Here is a 22,227-nt window from a genome sequence, read left to right as displayed (position 1 = left end):
CGGAGAGGCGAGAGGGATAATGAGTGGCCAGAGCAATTGCTCCTAACGGCGTCTCACCTGAATAAACCCGATTGTTTCGACGTGGGTACGAATTTAGATCATATTGGTTCGTTAGAAAAGAGCAGTTTCCTTGAATTTTTCTGAAACGAACGACGTCCCAGCTCTGCTGAGGATCAGTCCACGACTCGCCGTGCTGCCGATCATCCACGGCAGCGGCCAATTTGCGCTGACGGTTCGCCGTTGGTTTTTGGAGTATTCGTTTGATTGTTTGGCAGTTCCGCTGCCGGAATCGTTTCGCGAAGCGGTCGAAGCGGGCGTGTTGGACCTGCCTCGCGCGTCGATTGTCCTGCAGCCTCCGAAACCCGATTTCGCCGCCAGCGAATTTCGCTCGGAATGGGCTCAAGGCCCCTGGAACGAAAACGAGTCCGAAGCCTCGGACGATGACGAGGAAGATCCCGAAACGCCCCCGACCAGCTATGTGCCGATCGATCCTTGCCAACCTGTGATCATGGCGATCCGAGCGGCGATGGGCGAGCACCTGCCGCGAGCCTATGTCGACCTGGAAACCGATCCGTTTTGTCCCTATTCCACCGTGATGCCGGATCCCTTTGCCGTGCGGCATGTGGCCCCCGAGATTTTTGCCGCCGCATTGCTGCCCAGCATCGCTCGGCCGCCAGACCACCAAACCCGCAGCCGCATCGTGCACATGGCAATGCGGCTGCGTGAACTGGAAACCCGTCACGAGCGAACGCTGTTTGTGTGCAGCGTGCTGCATTGGCCATGGATTCGCGAAGCATACAACCAATTAGCACCGTCGACACAGCAAAGTTCGCGTAACGAGATGTCGGCCAACATCAGCCTACCCGAACATGACGTCGTGCAACCGGCCGAACGCTTTGCCGTCAAAGACCGCACGCTGATGTTCCTGTATGGCGAATTGCCCTTCATCACCGGATTGTACGAACGGGCGCGATCCGAACTGGAAAACGATGACAACATCCAAATTGACGGCGTCAAGGAATTGCTGATCGCGGCGCGTGATAGCTATCGCAAAGAACTCGGCAATCGTGCTCGCCGTGTCACGCCACTGCTGCTGTCGAAGTGTTTGCAATACATCCGCAACCTGTCGCTGATCCATCGCCGTATGACGCCCGATTTGGTCACGATTGTGACGGCGGCAAAACAAATCCTCGGAGATCAGTTTGCCTTGCACGTTGCCGAACTGGCTAACACCTATCAACACGGCAACCGGGAACCATTGCCACCGCAGGACGATGGCGAAGCGCTACCCGAAGTCACCCTGGGGATTGACCAAGCTCGCTTGCCCGACGGAGAAACGCATTCGCTGGTCAGCCGATTGCCAGGCCCGCCGCTAATGTGGCAAACCATTCAATTACAGCGCCGCGCGACCACGTACGAGAAAGAACGCTGGAAATACAAATGGAATCCATACAGCCATTGCAGCTATCCGCCTGAAGATGCTCGCATCGAAAATTTCCGCACGCGTGTGTTCGACCGTGCTCAAGCGATCATCGGTAACGATCTTGCCAAGACCGAGAAATTTACGACCAGCGTCAAAGATGGCATCGACATTCGTGACACGCTGCGTCATTGGTACGAACGACAAATCTATGTCAAGGTCGTGCCGCCGAGCCGCGGGGTGCTCGATGCTTGTGTGATGCTGTTCGATTCGCCCGCCGACCCACGAAAGTACCCCTGGCGCACCACTTGGTTCGCAGAACACAACGAGGAATCCACGCTCGCACTATTTGCTACCAATTACCAAGACGAGATGGTGGGTCCGGGAATCGGACTGAGCATCTATGGTGGCGCCCTGTTTCTGTATCCGCCGGTCGTCATTCCCGACGTTTGGGTCGACCCTCGAGTGGACTACGCCGAAACGCTCGAAGAACGGCTGATTGCCGCGGCTTGCTTGCATTCACGCGGACGCGAGATCGCTTTGCTATCACCATTACCGCCTGGTTCGGGATGGCAACGGTTGGCGCGGCGGCATCACAAACGGTTGGTGCATGTCCCGCTGAACTCGTTCAGCGACGAACAAGTCCAACAATTACGGATGGTCCACGTGCTCAATGGCAGCGAGATACGCAGCTTTGCCGCCGATTTCATTCGCCACGTTTAGAGGTCGGTGCTGCCCCCTCACGTCAAAAATTCTCGGAAATCAAGGTCGACAGGGGGGCTAGCTTCCTGATAAAGCCAAACGAGCTGGACGTTCGCATGTGATAACTCGTCACCGCGTTCGGCCGTCAACGCTGTTCGTTGACTTTATGTGTGTTATTCCATTTGGAATCGAAGATGACCGAGTTGTTTGGACTCCCGGCTGCTTTTTCCATGCTTGCGTTCCTGATCGCCGGCCTCCTGGTGGGACACCTGTTGTGGTATCGCGATAACGCTTCGGATCGCAAACGACTGCGTGAGACTGAAGATCGCTATCTGAAATCGCGCGAGGTCGTTCGTCAACATAAGCAACATGTCGCCGAACTCGAGTCACTGCTGAACGCCAAATCCAGCGAGCTCGATAGCCGATCGTCTGAACACGAGAACTTGGCGACTCGCAACGCCGAGCTTCAAGCATTGCTGGACACCACCCGTGGTGAATCGAGCGAAGCAGTCGCTGCACGCGAAGAGGCAACGATACGGCTGAACGAAGAGGTCAGTCGCAACGAACTGCTTGTTTCTCAGCTTCAAGAGGTGCTGCAATCCAGCTCGGCCCTGGACGCCGAAATCCAGCAAACACGTCAAGAAAACGAAACACGTGGGCAGAAAATCCAGGATCTAAACCAAACCAACACCCAGCTCAATGACGAGCTTGTGAAATTGCGAGCCGAACTGCAACAGCGGCAAAACGAAATCACCGAGTCCAACGACCAAACCGTGATCGATTTGCGTCAGCAACTCGAATCCGCACAAGCAAATTACCAGCACGTTGCTGAGACGAATCAGAATCTCGAGCAAGAACTCATCGCTCGGATCGCCGAGATCCAACAGCGGGACGCCGAGATTGCTGAGTTAACGACGCAGCAAAACGCCGCACACGAGCAAACCCAAGCACAACAAGAACGTTTCAGCCAACTCGACGACGAAATCAAAAGCAAACAGTCGCGGCTGGACCAAATGAGCGAAGAACTTGACTCGCTGTTGCCGTTGCGGGCTGAACTCGCCGAGACATCCGTCGCCTTGGCCGAGCAAAAAATGGCCTACGACCAACTGGTCAAACAAAACGATGCCCAGGCCGAAACGATCGATCAACTCACCGCTCAACACAGCGATTCGGGTAATCGCTACGAATCGTTGCAGCAACAGTTGAGCGACAAGGATGCAGAGATCACCGCGTTGACGGCGAAGCATGACGAATTAGCCGACGATTACCGCCAGCAAGCCGAAACCATTGCTACGCTGATCGCAGCGAAGGGTGAATCGGAGGATCGCTGCTCGGCGTTGCAGCAGCAATTGAGCGATAAGACAAGCGAGCTGGCTGCCTTGATGGACCACCATCAACAACTTGCCGAAGAAAACCAACAACATAGCGAAACCATTGCCACGCTGACGGCGAAGCACAGTGACGCGGGCGATCGTTACGACTCGCTACAGCAACAAGTAAGCGAGAAGGAAGCCGAGATCGCCGAGCTGATCGGAACCCAGCAACAACTCGCCGAAGAGAATCAACAGCATCTCGAAACCATCGCCACGCTGACTGACCAACACAGCGAAACGGGCGATCGCATCGCATCGCTGCAGCAACAGCTGAGCGACAAGGAAGCCGCAGTCGCCGAGCTGATCGGTACCCAACAACAACTTGCCGAAGAAAATCAACAGCATCTCGAAACCATCGCCACGCTGACTGACCAACACAGCGAAACGGGCGACCGCATCGCATCGCTGCAGCAACAACTGAGCGACAAGGAAGCCGCAGTCGCCGAGCTGATCGGCGTCCAACAACAACTCGCCGAAGAAATCCAACAGCATACCGAAACCATTGCCACGCTGAACACACAGCACGGTGGCACGGACGGAAACGTGCAACTGCTGCAACAACAGCTCGATGAAAAAGACGCGACGATTGCCGAAGCGATCGCTCACCAAGAACAACTTCAACAATCGTTACAAACGAAGGTTGCCGAAATCGCTCGCCTCGAAGACGAATTGAGCGAACTCGTACCCCTGCAGAGCGTTGTGGCTGGCAAACAAAGCGAACTTGTGCAACTGCAACAACGGTTGTCGAGCGCGATGATTGACTTGGAGCGGCAAACCGAGACGCTGCAAAGCCAAGAAAGCGAAATCAGCCAACTGCAGCAACAACTGCTCACTTCGGGAACTGCGACCGCCGAATTAGAACAAACCAAGCTCGAACTGACGCAAACCAAGAGCGAACTGGAACTATCCACGACGGCTCTTGCGGAAACTCAAACCGACCTGGGTCAACGTCAAAGTGAACTGGAACAAACCCAATCGCAACTTTCGGAAACCGTGCGACAGTTGGACGAATTGACTTCCGAGCGAGAACAGAGTCTTGTTGAAATACAACAACTGACGAGCGAACTCACCGAGACTCAATCACGTTTAAGTAGCCGCCAGGACGAATTGGATCAAACGAAGTCCAAATTGATCGAAACCACCTTGCGACTGGACGAACTGAAGTCCGAGCGGGAACGGCACGTGGCCGAAATCCAACAGCTAAGTGCGGTACGCGAACAAACGGCCGCGATGTTGGAACAAGCCAACGCAAAGTCGAACCAAAGCAAAACACTGCTCGAGCAGCACAAGACTCAGCTCGAGCAGGCGAAGGTCCAGATCGAGCAATCCTCGGAGCGAATCAAGCGACTCGCCGACGAAAATAGCCAACTGCGTGGTTCGATCCGACCGCGGCAGGCCGAGTTCGAGCAGATGCAATCTCAGTTCGCTGACTTGCAGCGATCGGCCGAAGAACTTGTCTTCGCGAAGCAAACCATTGTGGAACTTCAACACGAAATCGTATCGTTTGAAAAGACGAAGAACGAGTTTGCACACCAAAGCGAACGTTGGCAACAGGAAGCCGAGGTATCCGCTTCGGTTCGCGAAAAACTGCAACTTACCCAGGGTCAACTCGAAGAACTTCGCCGCGTTAACGAAGAACGCCGCGAAGAGATCGCGGCGCAAACCGACCAACTCGATTCGCTGAAGAGCCAACTGAAAGACTTTAGCCAATTGCGACATCAATTCGAGGAGGTGCAGCAGCAACTCGATGAGACTCGCGATCAACGAAGCCAGATCCAAGCGACCATCGACAATCAACATGCGACGATCCAAGAGCTGCAAAGCCAACTCGAACAATCCGAGCAACTGCGCCCCGAAAACGATGCGTTGCAAACCCAGATCATTGATTTGCGTGAACATCTCGACCGGGTGACCGCGGAACTCGAAGACAGTCTCGAGGCGAATGCCAAGGCAAGCAATCGGATTCGCGATCTTGAAAGCGAACTTCACGATCATGCCGAAAAAATTCGCGAACTACGGCGGGCACGGGTTTCGGCTTCCGAACCCCAGCGCCCTGCGATTGCGGACGACGAGGTAAAACGAGCGGCATAACCCAAGTCGCCGGGAATATCATACGCCGCGTTTCAGGGGTTGCTCGGCAAAGTCCCGATACACCCCCTGCAACGTATTGGCACTGGTGGGAACAAGGTTGAACTGAGCGAACGCACCTCGCTGAAATCGTCCGTGCCGGAACCTTCCCATCGCATCGGCGCCCTGGATCGTCCCCATACCGAGCACCTTTTCCGGATCGATGTCAGGACGTTGATTCAGCAGAAACTGAATCTCTCGCCAGAGATTCAGATCAGGATTGCTGGCACGCGAATCGGTCCCTAGCGCAACCCGAACTCCATGCTCTAACATCGCAAGAACGGGGTGGGGTGAGTATCCAAAAAAGTGATGCGTCCGCGGACAATAAACAACACTTAGCGATGGGTGATTGGCGATCTTTTCGATTTCGTTTACTTGAAGATCGTTGCCATGCACAAGCAAACCGTGGGGTGCTTTGGCAAGCTGGTCGATCAACCACTCAAACGGTTGATCGCCCCACGGGAACAGCGATGCATCCCAGACACCCAGCTGTTTCAACGTCTCGGCAAATGGTCCTGATCCGCCACATAACAATTGTCGCTCGGCAGGCGATTCGGCAACATGCATCGCTAGCGGACGCTCCGTTTGGCACGCCAATTGAACGCATCTTTCAATCAGCGGACGCGATGTCGAATAAGGCGCATGAGGACTAATGCCACCGCTGGGTTGTGTTTGAACATGTTGCTCGCTGAGCGCAAAACGCTCGTCGCCGCGTTGTTGTGACAGCCCGATCGTCTCGGCAAACGTGATGAGTTCAGGAGATTGATTGTGTGGTGAGAAATCAGACTGCGACGGATATTCACTCGGAAGCGTCGCAATTTCGCCGACCAGACTCACCCCCGCATCAAACGATTCCTGCAAACCTTTTGCGATCGCCGCGGCTTTTGCTTGGCCCGTGGTCGATTGCCGTGCTGCAATGACTTGGCCGACCCAGCGGTACAGCGTAATGCCGGGCTCGCCAATCGGAGCGTCGCAATCAGAAAACTCGAGATGCGTGTGCGCGTTGACCAAGCCTGGCAGTAGTGCCACATCGCCAAGATCCTCGGCATCGGTGGGTGCCGCCCCTTGCCCCACTTCGACGATCTGTTGACGATCCATGCGGACCCAACCACCATGAATAGGCGGACTCGAAACGGGAAAGATCCAACGTGCTGCAAAAGCGCGAGTTTGTTTTGTCATGAATAAATTGCCACTTCAAAAAGACCGTTTGACTCGCGAGTTCTATGCGAGGCCGACTGAAATCGTCGCTCGAGAATTGCTTGGCAAATGTCTGGTGCGACGTACGAATCGGCAATGGGTCGGTGGAATCATTGTCGAAACCGAAGCCTATTTGGCCGACGGGGATCCCGCCAGCCACAGTGCACGTGGGAAAACCCGAAGCAACGCGTCGATGTTTATGGACGCTGGCACATTGTATGTCTATCCGATCCACGCGAAATACTGCATGAATGCCGTCACCGAAGGCCCGGGACGCGGAAGTGCGGTTTTGATCCGCGCGATCCAGCCGCAGTGGGGAATCCAGCAGATGCAAAGCAACCGTCAAACGCAAGACCTGAAACGTTTGACCCGCGGCCCCGCGATGCTCTGCCAAGCCCTCGCCGTGGACCGCGGCGATGATGGAATCAATTTAACGACGGACCGCAACATCTTGATTGCTCAGCCGAGATCCCCCTCGCCTGCGACCGATGTTTACGCCACGCCGCGGATTGGGATCAGCAAGGCGATCGACGAGCGTCTGCGTTTCTTCTATCGCGGCAACTCCTTCGTCAGTGGACCTAAACGCGATCATCGCTGATGATCAAGAGAAGATTTCATCGCTGTGGATGATTTGCACGCCCGCCGCCTTCATCTCGTCGATCGCGTCCTCGAGATCGCCGGAACTCTGACTGACACTGCGGCATCCGTCGATCAGTACCGACGTTTCGAAATTTAACATCGCGGCGTCCAGTGCGGTGTACTTGACGCAGTAGTCGGTCGCCAGCCCCATGATGTACAGACGCTTGATCTGATGTTCGCGGAGATACTCGTGAAGTCCCGTGGCGTGTTTGTGACCGTTGTCAAAAAACCCGCTGTAGGAATCCATCGCTGGATCGGTGCCCTTTCGAAAAATGGCGACGTCGCAGCGGATTTCAAGCGCATCGGCAAACGCAGCACCTTCGCTCAGCTGAACACAGTGATCGGGCCACAACACTTGATCGGCATCGCCCACCTTCACGACATCACCAATGTGGCGACCTGGATGTTGGCTGGCGAAGCTCGAGTGGTTCGCGGGATGCCAATCCTGGGTAGTGATCACATTATCGAATTCCGGCACACATCGGTTCGCCACCGGGATCACTTCGTCGCCTCGGGCGACTGCCAAGGCACCACCGGGCAGAAAGTCATTTTGGATATCGACAAGAATCAAGGCTTCGTGTTTAGATTTCAAAGTGGAACCCTTCCTTCAAACGTTGCTGGTACTTGCGGCGATTGAATCGATACATGCGGGCCGCACGATGCGATACGTTTTGCTCGAACTCGTCAAGCTCTTCCAACACATCCATGTTTAACATCTTTTTGCGAAAGTTTCGCTTGTCGATCTCGCGATCCAAAATGATTTCGTAAAGTCGCTGCAAATCACGCAGCGGAAATTTACGAGGCAGCAATTCGAATCCAATCGGCTGATATTGAACTTTGCTACGAATTCGCTCGTGCGCCATCTTCAAAATTTCTTGATGATCAAACCCCAACTTGGGAAGCGAATTCACAGCAAACCAATCGGCGTCTGCCGCATCGTCGGCGTGTTTGGGCTGGCAATCTTCTTGGCGGACGAGTGCCATGTAGGCCACCGAAACGACACGCCCGCGCGGATCACGGTCGACGCCTCCGAACGTATACAACTGCTCGATAAACAGATTCTCAATCCCCGTTTCCTCTTGCAGTTCACGGCGAGCGGCGTCGTCGAGTGCTTCGTCCATGTCAACAAAACCGCCTGGAATTGCCCATTGACCTTTGAAAGGCGGATTCGCACGCTGGATCAATAAGACGTTCAGTGAGGAATCGCTCAGCCCAAAAACCACGCAATCAACGGTCAATGCGGGACGTGGATGTTTATAGGTATACGGCATCGAAAATCTCTTCGTGATAAGAACCTCAACCATGAAACGGCGATGCCGTCGCGATCAGCCTGCGTTTGGTTTCAAACAGTTGGACATCCAATCCGGTGGGATAGACCGCCGGTTCGACCAATTTACGAACGTCACCCGAGAACATTGCCAGCTGTTGTTGAGTGCGTTCGCGAATCTGATGAATCGTAGGCCACTGGCCCACTCGGCTGCCATCGCGAAGCACGGGAACAAGTAGATCCTCGCTCTGCCAATCTGCCTCGGATTCATCCGCAAGAAAGGAACGAATTTGATCGCAGCCCATCGGCACCATATGGGGCGACGCTGCGGTTCCATCGCGGACATCATAAATGACATCGGCGATGGCTTGCTTCGCTCTGTAAAATCGCCGGACTTGTTGGATCCCCGGATTGGACGTTTTGACCGATTGTTCGGATAACTTCACCCGGTCATGCCATTGCCCCTCCGCATCACAAATCGCCGATAATTTGTAGACACCACCAAGCGCCGGTTGCTCATATCCGGTCACCAATCGCGTGCCGACTCCCCAAATATCAATCTGAGCTCCGTCGAGTTTGAGCTTTTGAATTTGGTGTTCATCCAGATCGTTGCTGGCCACAATCTTGGCATCCGGTAATCCCGCTGCGTCCAACATCGCACGGGCCTGTTGACTGAGCATGACCATATTGCCCGAGTCCAACCGCACTCCAATCATTTCATGGCCTTGCTTCCGCAACTCCATCGCCACCAAGATCGCGTTGGCGACTCCGTGCACCGTGTCGTAGGTGTCAACAAGAAAGATGCAATTGTTTGGCATCACGCTCGCGTAGGCAGCAAACGCTTCGTGTTCTCCATCAAAGGACATGACCCAGCTATGGGCATGCGTTCCCTTGACCGGGATGTCGTAATGCTTTCCCGCCAACACGTTGCTGGTCGCATGACAGCCACCAATATATGCGGCGCGTGTCGCGGTCATCGCGCCGTTGATCCCCTGCGCTCGGCGAAGCCCGAACTCGAGCACCGTGTCGTCTTGAGCCGCCTGGCATACGCGGGCAGCCCGCGTGGCAATCAACGTCGGAAAATTAATGCTGTTCAGCAGCAGTGTTTCAAGAATCTGGCATTGCAGAATGGGACCTTGAACGCGAAGCAATGGTTCGTGTGGAAAGACCACCGTGCCCTCGGGAACCGCGTCAATGTCACAGCTCAACCGCAGCTCACTCAGATAGCGGAGAAACGGCTTGGAAAAGAGCGGTTGATGATCATTGCCACGAAGAGTTGCTAGATACGCAAGGTCGTCGGGTGTGAAGCGAAAGTCATCGAGCGTTTCCACCAACGGAGCCAAGCCCGCCATGATCGCGTAACCACCCTGAAACGGACTGAAGCGAAAAAACAGGTGGAAGACTGCGTCGCGATCGTGCCGCTGCGTCTTCCAATAGCCATACGCCATCGTCAGTTGATAGAGATCCGTCAGCAGAGCTAACGATCCGTTGCCGCGAAAGCTTTCGCCCATACTCTCATCTCAGTTAGTGTTTTCAATACACTAAGGATAGACGTTTTGTCGTGGTCGCGGGTTCACCCATCTCGGCAGCGACATCCGAAAAGCCGAGATTTCCGAATCCAAGTTTTGTTAGGCGCAAAGGAGGCAGGCTACGCTTGGGGCACAGGCACCTTTGAGAGCTGGCACCTTTGAAAGCTGGCATTTTCCCACTGGTTTTGCTCATTTCCTCGTCTGGTGCGGAACATTCCACAGGGGGGCATGCATGCGAATGCGGCCAAGACAGGAAAAAACCTTGCAAATTTAGCGATTCTTGGCAGATTGCGAGCTAGGTTTCCCATAGAGCCGGCTTCCTTGCTTCGCAAACCGGTCTAAACCCTATGACATTTGTAACCATGTTTAAACGATGCACCTCCAACACCTGTCCGCCGCGACGCGGTCGGCCGGCAACGCGACGACGAAAACGCCGCGGCGTTGCCTCGGTTGAATTTGCTGTATGCATCCCCGTGCTCCTTGTCCTGACACTGGGCACGATCGACCTGTGCTCGATGCTATTTTTGCGAGAATCGATCACGCTTGCCGCCTACGAAGGAGCTCGCCGTGGTGTCGGCCGAGGCTATACCAACAGCGATGCGACGACTCGTGTGATCGAATTCTTGGACCAACGCAACATCCAACATAACGGCAGTAGTTCGGTCAGTTTCAGTTCACCTGGATTTGACAACGCAGACACATTGGAAAACGTCACGATCACGGTCACGGTTCCTTGTGCGGGCAACCTGTTGGTTGCTTCGGGAATGTTCACCGATCTGACGATGACCACCAGCGTCACGATGCGCAAAGAATACCAAAACCTCGGAAAAAAATAGACGTCACGCCAAGCGGCATCTCACTTTTTCAATCGCAATTACATTCATGAAACGTCACCGAACTCGAACCGCTTTCCAACGCCGCAGACCGCGCCAAAAACGCGATGGAGCTGCGATGGTGGAATTTGCAATCGTGGCGAATTTGATGTTTGTCATGATCTTTACTTGCATGGAATTTGCCAGAATGAATATGGCTCGCAACTTGGCGCAAGACGCTGCCTATTTCGCAGCGCGTACCGCGATGGTGCCAGGAGCAACCCGAGCCGAAGCGATCGCTGAAGCGGATCGCATCATGGGTTCGCTGCTCGATGACAGCGGTTACGACGTCACCGTCAGTGACGTCAACTTTGACTCATCCACGATCACCGTCACGGTCAGCGTGGATCTGCAGGCGATTGCGATGTTCACGCCAATGTTCCTACCCAATACAACGATCGAAACCCAAGCGGTAATGAAAACCGAACGCTACGAAGGGTTCTACGAACAATAACGTTTTGCCAACACCGCCGTCATTCATTGAGTTAACTCCCCACACACCTATCGTTTCTCGCTGCGATCATCCCCATGACCACACGACTTTTCCATCGCACCGTTTCCAGCATCCTCACCGCTTCGTTTACGCGATCGCATCGACAACGACGCGGGAACGTATTTGCGTTGATGGCGCTGATTTTACCTGTGCTGGCGTTGCTTGCCGCGTTCTGTATCAACAGTGCCCAAATGCAACTGAACCGTACCGAGTTGATGGTTGCAACCGATGCGGCGGCCCGTGCGGGCGGCCGCGCATTCAGCGAACATCAAACCGTCGAAGCGGCAAAGGCCGCTGCGATTGCTACTGCGGCGCTGAACAACGTGGATGGGCAACCACTGCAAATTCGCAGCGAAGATTCCGCCAACGAAATTGAATTTGGCGTGACCACGCAGCCCAACGGCTTAACAGGCCGTTACGAATTCCAAAAGTTACCGACCGCGGCGGTGCAAAGCGGGACATTGATCGCCAGCGCCATTCGTGTCAATGGACGTCGTGACACAGGATCCCTCTCGGGTCGTGTGCCGTTTGTCATCCCTGGCATGCTCAACGCAAGCGACTTTGGCCCTCGCCAAGAATCGGTAGCCATGCAGGTCGACCGCGATATCTCGCTGATCCTTGATCGCAGCGGATCGATGGTCCCCAACCTGAACTTCGATTGGCCTGAGGGCATGGACCCCAACTCGGACTTGGTCAAAGAAGCTGCGGTGGCAGCCGGTGTGATGACCAAGACAGTGACAACCAAAGGCAACAATGGAAAAGGGAATGGAAAGGGGAACGGGAAAACCACGACAAGCTATGACTATGCCTCTGGCTACAACCAAATGACCTACAACCAATGGGCTTGGCAAGATTTTTTCAACCTGCCCAATTGCCCGATGCAGCCGTGGCAGGAATTGGTGATCGCCGTGGATGCGTTCTTAAACGTGCTTGATACAACCGTCCAAGAAGAACAGGTTTCGGTCGCCAGCTACGCGTCGAGCGGGTCGCTTGATGCCTGGCTTGTGAAGGATTTTTCACAAATCCGAACCGTCGTTGATGCTCTAAATCCCGGTGGGAATACGGCGATTGGGGACGGAATGCAATCCGGTATCCAAGCGTTACTGGATTCCGCAGCACGCCCTTATGCGGCCAAGACGATGGTCGTGATGACCGACGGCAATCATAACCGAGGCACCGATCCGCTCACCGTGGCAAAGTTCTTTGCCGCCAACTATCCGCTCACGATTCATACGGTGACGTTTGGTAGCGGCGCGAATCAACAACGGATGCAACAAGTCGCTGCGTCCGGAGGCGGGAAACACTATCACGCCGATGATGGTGAACAGCTCAAAGCGATCTTCGAAGAAATCGCGAACAACCTGCCAACCATTTTGACGAAATAATCCTGCGACAGCATGCCGATAGGTGTCGCCTCTGGTGTATCAAGACATGACTCCTGAAACAATCGAAACGACCTCGCCTCCGCCCCCCGAGAAACGCCCTCCCATGCGTTGGATTTGGCTTTCCATCGCGGTATCAAGTGGCATCATCATCTGGGCCTTTACGATTCCCATGCGGCATTCGCATGACCCGCACCTCGCCGCGATCGATGGGAACGCTCCGATCGCGACCGTGTCACATCACCGCGATCCATCACTCGACCAAGCACGGCGGTCCGAACAATATGTCGCCAGGGCATTGGAAATGGATCGCAAATTGATGAAGTTACAGCGAGCCAAGGACGCGCGTCCTCCACTGCCATCGCTGCCGGGCGAGGAGGAAGCACTGCAGCACCAGGAGAATTACCGCAACTGGATGCTCGCGGAAATCGAGCGATTGGCGACCGCACCAGAAAATTCCCCCGAATGGGAATTTCGTCAACAGTTGGTCCAGTCACTTGATGCCCCCCAGTAAGCGCTGCGTCAGCCAGGAAAAACGCGAGCCCTAGAAAATCGCGGGCCCTGGAAAAACACGGCTCTGGATGAACCAAGCGGCCCGTGACAACCAACGCCCATGGTACCAAAAGCCTGTGAAAACGCGGGGCGGGCCATAATTTGCCCTGCTCTTTGCGGGATCCAGGCGATCCGACGTTGTCGTTCATTTTCTTGATTATGATGAGAGCGTGTTGCCCAGCGTTCTCCCTGCAATCCACCTACGGTTCTCATGTCCTGCTACCTCCGAGCCATTGCTGTCGTTTCCCTGGTTGCCACATTAATGCTGGCTGCTCCGGGGCCTGAAAACCTCGTTGCTCAAGACGATTTGTTTGGCGCCCCTGCCGCCGCTCCCCTGTTCGGAGACGATTCGGGATCCGCTGCGGCTGACCAGCAGGCGGGCGAAGCAACCTCGGATCCATTGAGCGAACAACTGCAAATCAAGGCTCGCCGGGGCGATATCCAGCTTGCCGAATCGGTCGCAGCCCTGGTCCGCGTGGGGCGTTGGAGCGAAGTGAACACGCTGCTCAGCGAGGCGGCGGCCCGCGACATCAACGAAGCGATGTTGGCCGCAATGGCAGAACAGATCGAGCCCGCGCTGCGGCTGCGAATGGTTCGCTCGGACCAACTCGAGGAGCCGGCTCGCAAGTTTGTCGAAAAACTTTCCCAAGCTGCCACCGCAAACGCTCAATCGGAAAAGCGGTTGACCGCCGCGATCGACCGTTTGGATGCCGCCTCGGTCGACGCCCGCATCGATGCGGTACGCACCCTCCTCGCAGGCGGAAACCCTGCGATCGCCGCGTTGGTCAACCATGTTGTTTCTGATTCGCCCTCCGCGCCGCGCGACGATATTTTGCGAACGATGCTGCGGCTGGGTGATGGCGGGATCGATGCGCTGCGGCAACTTGCCTTGTACGGCAAACCAGCCGAACGGCTGGCAGCACTCAAGGCACTGGTGCGGATCAATCATAAGGCGGCGACGAGCGAATTGGTCACCACGCTGTTGGCCCCTGATTCCACCCAAGACGAAATTGATTATGCCACAACACGATTGCAACGCGTCTCGGCGGGCACGATCGATTCGGCTGCTGGAATCGATTTTTTGGCCAGCCAGTTGCGGCGGCTGCGAGCGACGGCAAAAACCGTTGACAATGATTTCCAAACGCGAATTCTGTGGAGCGTAAATCCGGATCGCCAGAGTGTCGGTTTTCGCGAAGTCCAAGCGATGCTCGCTGCCTATCGCGACGCGGCGGATGCCGCATCGCGGTTGCGACGAATCGGGACGCTACCGCTGAACGTCGCCAATGAGGTTTTAGCAGCCGAACTAAGCTATCGCGTGATCCTAGATCCCGATTGGGGTGACGAAAAACAGATGGAAACTTTCATTTCCGATTTCGCTCCGACGCTTCAGACCGCTTCTTGGGTCGGCATCCTTTCCAATGCAGTCGATAGCGGGGACGTTCCTGCCGCAATCGGCGTGCTGCGTTTGATCGGTTCGTTGCCGGATGCGGACCAGCGATACGATTTGCTGCTGTCCGCCGCCCCCAATCCTTCTCCGTTGGTCGTCGCTGCGATTTCCGCCGAGCCTCGCATTCGTTACGAAGCGGCCACTATCATCGCCGCGATGGGTATCCAGCGCGACTATCCCGGCAGCAGTTTGGTCCTAAAAACATTAAAAGAGATGGCATCGCTGGAATCGCTGCCGATCGCAATCTTGATAGAAACTCGGGCAGAAATGATTCTGGCCCAAGAAACCATTTTGAAGCGACTCGGTTACGCGGTCATGATTGCGCACTCAGTGGCCGGAGCCGAACGCGCGGTGGCTGCTAGCAGCGATCTACGACTGATCGTCAGCAAAACTAACCTGGCCGATGCCAGACCGATTGAATTGATCGATCGCGTTCGCCGGCTACCCATGGGTGAGGGCGTGCCCATTGTCTTCTTTGGTGACGCTGTCGCCCCCTTTAACAGTGATCGCTGGCCCGCTGCGATCCGTTGGATGTCCGATCCTCCGTCGTCGCCACAAGCGTATGCCGAGCTGCTCGACACGATCGCACTTCGCAACCGATTGCCCGAAATGACGCAATTGGACCGCGAACTTTACCGTCAAACCGGGATCACCGCGCTAAAACAACGACGAGCCAATCAATAGAGTCGCCTGTGTCCGATGTCGCCTGTGTCCGACGTCGCCTGTGCTCTGCGGTCATCCGCCTCCTTCAGGTATCGGCTACCCAAAATGGAGTTGGCAGGCTATTTTTAGGAAACGAAAGCGTTTTTCTAGAGATCCAAGACGAGGCGGCGTCGAAGATATCTTATAAGTAGAGGCTCTGAACGGCGATTGTCGCTGGACTAAGAAACACCAACGTATCTTCAATGGCGATGCTCGGCATATCCCCAAACGGTCCCGGAGAGCCACCGATCGCAGGCATCATTGGCAATTCGCCAGCGATGCAGCAGGTTTATCGCGTCACCCGTCGTGTCGCACCAAGCAATGCTTCGGTATTGATTCTAGGTGAAACCGGCGTCGGCAAGGAATTGATCGCCAGTGCAGTTCATCGTTTGAGCCACCGTAGCGGCGCCCCCTTTGTCCGCGTCAACTGTGGCGCGTTGAGCGAAAGCCTGCTTGAAAGCGAATTGTTTGGCCACGTCCGTGGTGCGTTTACCGGTGCGGTCGCCAATCGTGCGGGCCGTTTCGAAGCGGCACAGGGCGGCACGATCTTTCTAGACGAAATCAACAGCACAACACTCACGCTGCAAGTCAAATTGCTGCGGGTACTGCAAGAGAAAGAGTTCGAACGGGTCGGTGATACCAGCACCTTCAGCACCGACGTTCGCATCATCGCCGCGAGCAATCGCGATCTGATGAACGAGGTTCGCGAGGAACGGTTCCGTGAAGACCTTTATTGGCGACTTAACGTCGTGCCTGTGGAAATTCCACCGCTGCGTCGCCGTCGCGAAGACATCCCGGCCTTGGTTTCTTTCTTTCTAGAACACTACAACGAAATCAATGACCGCTACGTGGTCCATATCGCGCCGGGCACCCTCGAAGCGATGCAGGATTACCATTGGCCTGGAAACGTGCGCGAACTGCAGAACTATATCGAACGCGCTGTCGTGATGTCCGAAACCGACGAATTGACACTCGACCTGCTGCCGCTCTGCGTCACCAACCGTGACGTTGCCGTTGGCACCGAAAAACCGATCGGTGACATGAACGAATTGACTCGCGAAGTCGTGATGAAGGGACTCGGGGAAGCGGACACAGGCGAGGGCGGCGTCCACAGTTTGGTGGTCGACCGCGTCGAGAAAGAATTGATCGTGCAAGTCTTGTCGGCGTGCGGCGGCGTCCAAACCAAGGCCGCGGCGATGCTTGGCATCAACCGCAACACGCTGCACAAGAAAATCAAAGACTACGGTCTGGACGATTCAGACAACGGCAACAGCTAGACAGGTCGTTCGGTATTTACCGGTGAAACGTCGATCCTTTTGTGAGCCGTGGGCCGTAAGGCACCGGGTAATGCGTGGAACCCGGCCGCTCACGCGTCACGGCTCACTAAATCAACGAGCGGCTAGCGCCGTCGGCTCAGATCATTATAGTTCCCATCGGCCAATTCGATTGCGGAGCACGGCTGGTCGGAACCGGCCTTACTTGCCACGTGCCGTCGCCCGCTCAGCCGGGCCGAGTAAATGGCGGATCGGCGTTCCAGCGATTCAGTAGCCCGCCGTAGGCATCGATTCGCCGGTCGCGAAGGAACGGCCAATGCGTGCGGACGACGTCGATTTCGTCCAGGTTGCAATCGGCAATCAGCAGCCCTTCGCTCTGGTCCCCTTCGGCAACCACTTCGCCGCGAGGCGAGACGATGATGCTCGATCCCCAAAACTCGAGATTGTCTTCGATCCCGACTCGGTTAGGCGCCCCCAACCAAATCCCGTTGGCGATCGAATGAGCTCGCATTGTGGTCTGCCACGCACTTCGCTGGCCCGCACCAAACTCTTCTTTTTCCTCGTGAATCCATCCAATCGCGGTCGGATACAACAGGATCTCGGCCCCGGCGAGCGCGAACAAGCGAGCCGCTTCGGGGAACCACTGGTCCCAGCAAATACCAACGCCGAGTTTGGCAAACCGCGTTTCGATCGGACGAAACCCCAAGTCACCTGGCGTGAAGTAGAACTTTTCGTAGAACAGGGGATCATCGGGAATATGCATTTTGCGATACACGCCCGCCATCGAACCATCGGCATCAAGCACCACGACGGTATTGTGGTACAGTCCAGGGCCACGTTTTTCGAAGATCGGCGCGACGATGACCACCTCGAGCTCTTTGGCGAGTTTTGCCATCGCCTCGGTCGATTCACCGGGAATCGTTTCCGCCAAATCGAACATCCGATGATCTTCGCTCTGGCAGGGATAGGGGCCATTGAACAACTCTTGCAAACAAATGATCTGAGCTCCCTGGCTGGCGCTTTCGCGTATCCACTTTGAAGCGTTTTCGATCATCGCTGACTTCGAGCCAGCGTCTTTCATTTGCACGAGTCCGAGTTTGACGTTGCGTGTCACAAGCACTGCATCCAAGAATTAAAAAGGGGCTAACATGAATCCAACTCAACCAACCACAACCCACCCGTCATCCGAGCCGGGCACTCGACCCGCACGCCGATTGTTCATTTGCGGTACCGATACCGATGTGGGAAAAACTTTCGTCGCGTGTGCGATGGCGAAGCACTACCGACATTCTGGCATGCAGGTGGGCGTCTACAAGCCGGTAGCAAGCGATTGCCATGCCGAAACCGAGGAAAGTGGGGCTGAAATCATTGCTGCCGACGCAATGAACCTGTGGAACGCTGCCGGAAACCCGCGCACGCTTGCTGAAGTCTGTCCGCAACGCTTCCGCGCCCCGCTCGCTCCGACTCGCGCCGCCGCCGCCGAAGGCAAAACCGTCAACGCGGATCAACTGCACCGAGCCGCCGAATCCTGGCTGAGCGGATTCGACGTCACGATCATCGAAGGCGCTGGCGGACTGCTCAGCCCGCTTGCCGATGGCATTTTGAACCTCGATTTGGCCAAACAATTGGCTCCCATCCAGCTGGTAATCGTGACCGCCAACCGATTGGGGGTGATCCACCAGACGCTGGCGACCTGCGCCGCTGCGATCCACGGTGGCATGACGCCGGCCGGCATCGTGCTCTGTGACACCTCGGAAAATCTTGACGCCTCGGCAAATGAAAATGCGGCCGAAATCTCCCGCTACACGCCGATTCCGATTCTGGGCCGAGTTGGCTTCGGATCGTCCGCAGTACCGTGGGCCGACCGCTTGCTCGATTAGCAGCAACAAGACATCGCCATCGCCGTCATCTTTTCTTGACGATCCGGCCTCCGATTACTATCGTAGAAGCGGAGATTGACACCAAAACATCTCCCTCCGCCTGCCCATTCTTATAAACGGGCTACCTGCGTCAGTGCCAACTTTACTGGTGCTGGATTGGCGTGCCGTCTTGATTTGATCCTTGGATTGCCCTGTTTTGCAATCTCTATCGATCATTTCTTACTCCCCCAAGAGTCTTGACTGCCTCCAAACAGGATTTTTATGAGCGTTGTTGAACCACGCCGTTTTATGACGGTAGCGTTTCTCTGCACCGTTGCGGGCATTACCACTGCGGCCCTGACGGTCACAAACGCTGGCTGGGCAGCCGATCCCAGCGAATCGGCGTCCCCGCTGCGTTTCAATCTCGATGTCCGTCCGATCCTCTCGGAAAATTGCTTTCATTGTCACGGATTTGACGAAGCGGCACGCGAAGCTGATCTGCGACTAGACACCGAAGAAGGTGCCAAGGAGTACGCAATCGAGCCTGGCGATGCGACACAAAGCGATGTCTATCTGCGAATCATTTCGGACGATCCGGATCTTCGTATGCCGCCGGCGAGCTCGGGACGTTCGCTCAGCGAAGATCAAATCGAAACCATTCGCGAATGGATTGACCAAGGCGCCCAGTACGAAGGCCACTGGTCGTTTGCTGCCGCCAGGCGTCCCGACGTCCCCGAATCCGGCAATGGACAGCGAACCTATAACGCGATCGACGCATTTGTCCAAGCCAAACTCGTAAAGAACAACCTCTCGCTCGCACCCGAGGCGGATCGCGAAACGTTGATTCGGCGTGTCACCTTTGATCTAACCGGATTGCCGCCCACGATCGAAGAGATCGACTCGTTCTTGGCCGATGAATCTGCCGATGCCTACGAACGGCTAGTCGATCGGTTGCTCGACCGCGAAGCTTATGGAGAACGCATGGCAGCCGATTGGCTCGACGTAGCTCGTTACAGCGACACCTACGGTTTCCAAGTCGATCGCGACCGATTTGTTTGGCCATGGCGGGACTGGGTGATCCGAGCGTTTAACCAAAACATGCCCTACGACCAATTTATCACCGAACAACTCGCTGGTGATTTACTGCCAGGTGCCACCCGCGATCAAATCTTGGCCACCACCTTCAATCGATTGCATCCGCAAGAGTGTGAAGGGGGCAGCGTGCCCGAAGAATTCCGCATCGAATCGGTTGCCGACCGCACACAAACGGTTGCGACCGGGATCATGGGGCTGACGATGGAATGTTGTCGTTGTCATGATCACAAATACGATCCGCTAAAGCAAAAAGAATACTTCCAATTGTCCGCGTTCTTCGACAACATTGCCGAGGCCGGCTTGTATTCTTACTTCACTAACGCAATCCCCACCCCGACGTTGCCGCTGCCCACGGCGGAACAAGAACAACAACTCGCATCGACCACAAAAGCCGCCGACGCTGCCGCACAAGCACTCGAAAGTACGATCAATGCACGCACAGCGGAAGCAGAAAAATGGGTGGCGGATCTCGAATCCATTGACGCGGAAGCTCAGCTTGCCAAACCGATACTGGCCCTCGATTTCGAAGACAAACCGTCGGCGCCCAATTTGCAAACCGAAGGCATCGTCGGACATGCGGTGACCCTTACCGGTGACGATCCCATCAATACCAAGGTCGGCAACTTCTCTCGCTTTACGCCGTTTTCGGTTTCGTGTTGGATCAAAACACCCGATGTCAAAGAGCGGGCGGTGATCTTTCATCGCTCGCGTGCTTGGACCGACGCGGCCAGCCGCGGTTATGAACTGCTGCTCGACGAAGGCCGGCTCAGCTGGTCGCTGATTCACTTTTGGCCCGGCAATGCGATCAGCATCCGCAGCGTCCAGGCGATTCCCACCCAAGAGTGGATCCATGTTGTCGTTTGTAACGATGGATCCAGCACCGCCGCGGGATTGGCGATCTACGTCGACGGGAAACAAGTCGAAACGGAAACGGTTCGTGACGCACTGACAAAAAACATCACCGGTGGCGGCGGTGACAACATCGCCATTGGCGAACGATTTCGCGACAACGGATTCAAGCATGGATCGGTCGACGAATTCCAGGTCTACGATACCGAGTTAACTAAGCTGGAAATCCAACGGCTTGCCGCCGCGAAACTGCCCGTTGTGGAAACAGACAAACTGCTTCGCGATCACTACCTTGGTCGCATCGACGACACGGTGACCCAAGCTCGCTCGAAACTGAAAGAAGCTCGCAAGAATCTGTGTGCGGTGCAAGACGCCGTTGACGAGATCATGGTCATGCAAGAGCTGCCTGAACAAAAACCAAGCTACCTGCTCGAGCGTGGCGTGTACGATCAACGTGGCGAACCCGTCGAACCGGGCACCCCAAGTACGCTGCTTGAATTCCCCGAAGACGCTCCGCGTAATCGACTTGGTTTGGCACAGTGGCTGACTCGAGATGACCATCCGTTAACCAGCCGCGTTGCCGTCAATCGGCTCTGGCAAATCTGTTTTGGCGAAGGACTCGTGCGCACCCCCGAGGACTTTGGCAGCCAAGGCGCACCGCCGACGCATCCTGAATTACTCGATTGGTTGGCGGTCGAATTTGTGGATTACGACTGGGATATCAAACGGATGTTGAAGTTGATCGTGACTTCGGCAACCTATCGGCAATCCAGCCGAACCCCTGATCCAGGATCCATCGCCAACGATCCCGAAAACCGATTGCTGTCGCGTTTCCCCAGCTATCGTTTGCCAGCCGAGATGCTCCGCGACAACGTGCTAGCGCTGAGCCAGCGTTTGGTTTTGACGATCGGCGGGCCTCCGGTAAAACCCTACGACATCGAAGAATCGTTCAGTCCATCCAAACGAGACAGCGGCAACGCCTTGTACCGCCGAAGTCTGTACACCTATTGGAAACGGACTGGACCGGCTCCCACGATGATGACGCTGGACGCGGCGAAACGCGACGTATGCCAAGTCAAACGCGAACGCACTTCGTCGCCTCTGCAAGCGTTTGTGCTAATGAACGGGCCTCAGTTTATCGAGGCAGGACGTGTCACGGCGGAAAAGCTGATTCAGCTGCATGGCGATGACACCTCTGCCATTCTGGTCGATGCGTTTCGCAAAACGACCAGCCGGAAACCGAGCCCAGCTCAACTCGACACGTTACGAACGCTGTACCAAGCTCAGCTGGATTACTTTTCTAAACACGATGATCGCACGAGCCAATTTTTGGCAATCGGCGATGCTGAAATCAACGAAGAAATGGACCGCGCCGCGTTGGCAGCAACCAGCGTGGTTGTCGGTACATTGATGAACTTTGACCTTAGCGTGATGAAGCGATAACCAGC

15 protein-coding genes and 1 pseudogene are annotated in these 22,227 nt (G+C 55.5%); 11 read left to right on the top strand and 5 right to left on the bottom strand.

Annotated elements, in window-relative coordinates; translation table 11 throughout:
- Positions 1 to 469: 469 nt before the first annotated feature.
- Positions 470 to 2,143: pseudogene (locus tag ABD971_RS10470) on the top strand (hypothetical protein); the annotation flags it as partial.
- Between the two features lie 173 nt (positions 2,144 to 2,316).
- The gene (locus ABD971_RS10465; protein ID WP_345321801.1) at positions 2,317 to 5,586 is read left to right on the top strand and encodes a hypothetical protein; all 3,270 of its coding nucleotides are present in this window, start codon (positions 2,317 to 2,319) and stop codon (positions 5,584 to 5,586) included.
- An 18-nt stretch (positions 5,587 to 5,604) separates the two neighbouring features.
- Here the strand turns inward: ABD971_RS10465 and ABD971_RS10460 are convergent, their stop codons facing one another.
- Positions 5,605 to 6,801, bottom strand: a complete 1,197-nt coding sequence (locus tag ABD971_RS10460) for an amidohydrolase family protein (RefSeq protein WP_345321799.1) — start codon at positions 6,799 to 6,801, stop codon at positions 5,605 to 5,607.
- Between ABD971_RS10460 and ABD971_RS10455 the strand changes: the two genes are divergently transcribed.
- Entirely contained in the window at positions 6,800 to 7,417 is a 618-nt protein-coding gene (locus ABD971_RS10455; RefSeq protein WP_345321797.1) for a DNA-3-methyladenine glycosylase, read from the top strand. The genes ABD971_RS10460 and ABD971_RS10455 overlap by 2 nt on opposite strands.
- Before the next feature lie 3 nt (positions 7,418 to 7,420).
- Here the strand turns inward: ABD971_RS10455 and pncA are convergent, their stop codons facing one another.
- From pncA to ABD971_RS10440, 3 genes are read right to left on the bottom strand one after another with little or no spacing between them, the layout of a single operon-like run.
- Complete coding sequence (gene pncA / locus ABD971_RS10450) at positions 7,421 to 8,050, bottom strand: bifunctional nicotinamidase/pyrazinamidase (protein ID WP_345321795.1); 630 nt, start codon at positions 8,048 to 8,050, stop codon at positions 7,421 to 7,423.
- On the bottom strand, positions 8,040 to 8,729 hold the full coding sequence (locus ABD971_RS10445; RefSeq protein ID WP_339941123.1) for an NUDIX hydrolase: 690 nt from the start codon (positions 8,727 to 8,729) through the stop codon (positions 8,040 to 8,042). Before ABD971_RS10445 ends, pncA begins: the two co-directional genes overlap by 11 nt.
- Positions 8,730 to 8,754: 25 nt before the next feature.
- A complete protein-coding gene (locus tag ABD971_RS10440) occupies positions 8,755 to 10,236 on the bottom strand; it encodes a nicotinate phosphoribosyltransferase (RefSeq protein WP_345321792.1) in 1,482 nt (493 codons plus the stop codon).
- A 380-nt stretch (positions 10,237 to 10,616) separates the two neighbouring features.
- On the opposite strand from ABD971_RS10440, the gene ABD971_RS10435 reads away from it, so the two are divergent.
- The 6 genes from ABD971_RS10435 (at position 10,617) to ABD971_RS10410 (ending at position 16,979) form a co-directional block, all read left to right on the top strand.
- Positions 10,617 to 11,090, top strand: a complete 474-nt coding sequence (locus ABD971_RS10435) for a TadE family protein (RefSeq protein ID WP_339941119.1) — start codon at positions 10,617 to 10,619, stop codon at positions 11,088 to 11,090.
- Between the two features lie 115 nt (positions 11,091 to 11,205).
- The gene (locus ABD971_RS10430; RefSeq protein ID WP_339941117.1) at positions 11,206 to 11,580 is read left to right on the top strand and encodes a TadE/TadG family type IV pilus assembly protein; all 375 of its coding nucleotides are present in this window, start codon (positions 11,206 to 11,208) and stop codon (positions 11,578 to 11,580) included.
- A 74-nt stretch (positions 11,581 to 11,654) separates the two neighbouring features.
- The gene (locus tag ABD971_RS10425; protein WP_339941115.1) at positions 11,655 to 13,004 is read left to right on the top strand and encodes a vWA domain-containing protein; all 1,350 of its coding nucleotides are present in this window, start codon (positions 11,655 to 11,657) and stop codon (positions 13,002 to 13,004) included.
- Positions 13,005 to 13,050: 46 nt separating this feature from the next.
- Positions 13,051 to 13,515, top strand: coding sequence for a hypothetical protein (locus ABD971_RS10420; RefSeq protein ID WP_345321788.1), 465 nt, complete (start codon positions 13,051 to 13,053; stop codon positions 13,513 to 13,515).
- A 249-nt stretch (positions 13,516 to 13,764) separates the two neighbouring features.
- Positions 13,765 to 15,684, top strand: a complete 1,920-nt coding sequence (locus ABD971_RS10415) for a hypothetical protein (protein ID WP_345321786.1) — start codon at positions 13,765 to 13,767, stop codon at positions 15,682 to 15,684.
- Between the two features lie 221 nt (positions 15,685 to 15,905).
- Positions 15,906 to 16,979: a sigma-54 interaction domain-containing protein gene (locus ABD971_RS10410; protein ID WP_339941108.1), complete on the top strand. Its 1,074-nt coding sequence runs from the start codon at positions 15,906 to 15,908 to the stop codon at positions 16,977 to 16,979.
- A 223-nt stretch (positions 16,980 to 17,202) separates the two neighbouring features.
- On the opposite strand, the gene ABD971_RS10405 is transcribed toward ABD971_RS10410, so the two are convergent.
- Entirely contained in the window at positions 17,203 to 18,090 is an 888-nt protein-coding gene (locus tag ABD971_RS10405) for a carbon-nitrogen hydrolase (protein WP_339941106.1), read from the bottom strand.
- A gap of 34 nt (positions 18,091 to 18,124) precedes the next feature.
- Here ABD971_RS10405 and bioD point away from each other — a divergent pair, with 34 nt between their 5' ends.
- Together bioD and ABD971_RS10395 are read left to right on the top strand one after the other, a co-directional pair.
- Entirely contained in the window at positions 18,125 to 18,856 is a 732-nt protein-coding gene (gene bioD / locus ABD971_RS10400) for a dethiobiotin synthase (protein ID WP_345321783.1), read from the top strand.
- A 261-nt stretch (positions 18,857 to 19,117) separates the two neighbouring features.
- Positions 19,118 to 22,222, top strand: a complete 3,105-nt coding sequence (locus ABD971_RS10395) for a DUF1553 domain-containing protein (protein ID WP_345321781.1) — start codon at positions 19,118 to 19,120, stop codon at positions 22,220 to 22,222.
- Positions 22,223 to 22,227 lie beyond the last annotated feature (5 nt).

Source organism: Novipirellula rosea (assembly GCF_039541335.1).
Classification (GTDB): Bacteria; Planctomycetota; Planctomycetia; order Pirellulales; family Pirellulaceae; genus Novipirellula; species Novipirellula rosea.
This window is presented reverse-complemented; position numbering and strand designations above follow the sequence as displayed.

Coding starts and splice junctions, on each gene's coding strand:
- ABD971_RS10465 (WP_345321801.1), top strand. CDS start 2,317: ATGACCGAGTTGTTTGGACTCCCGGCTGCTTTTTCCATGCTTGCGTTC.
- ABD971_RS10455 (WP_345321797.1), top strand. CDS start 6,800: ATGAATAAATTGCCACTTCAAAAAGACCGTTTGACTCGCGAGTTCTAT.
- ABD971_RS10460 (WP_345321799.1), bottom strand. CDS start 6,801: ATGACAAAACAAACTCGCGCTTTTGCAGCACGTTGGATCTTTCCCGTT.
- ABD971_RS10445 (WP_339941123.1), bottom strand. CDS start 8,729: ATGCCGTATACCTATAAACATCCACGTCCCGCATTGACCGTTGATTGC.
- ABD971_RS10440 (WP_345321792.1), bottom strand. CDS start 10,236: ATGGGCGAAAGCTTTCGCGGCAACGGATCGTTAGCTCTGCTGACGGAT.
- ABD971_RS10435 (WP_339941119.1), top strand. CDS start 10,617: ATGTTTAAACGATGCACCTCCAACACCTGTCCGCCGCGACGCGGTCGG.
- ABD971_RS10430 (WP_339941117.1), top strand. CDS start 11,206: ATGGTGGAATTTGCAATCGTGGCGAATTTGATGTTTGTCATGATCTTT.
- ABD971_RS10425 (WP_339941115.1), top strand. CDS start 11,655: ATGACCACACGACTTTTCCATCGCACCGTTTCCAGCATCCTCACCGCT.
- ABD971_RS10420 (WP_345321788.1), top strand. CDS start 13,051: ATGACTCCTGAAACAATCGAAACGACCTCGCCTCCGCCCCCCGAGAAA.
- ABD971_RS10415 (WP_345321786.1), top strand. CDS start 13,765: ATGTCCTGCTACCTCCGAGCCATTGCTGTCGTTTCCCTGGTTGCCACA.
- ABD971_RS10410 (WP_339941108.1), top strand. CDS start 15,906: ATGGCGATGCTCGGCATATCCCCAAACGGTCCCGGAGAGCCACCGATC.
- bioD (WP_345321783.1), top strand. CDS start 18,125: ATGAATCCAACTCAACCAACCACAACCCACCCGTCATCCGAGCCGGGC.
- ABD971_RS10395 (WP_345321781.1), top strand. CDS start 19,118: ATGAGCGTTGTTGAACCACGCCGTTTTATGACGGTAGCGTTTCTCTGC.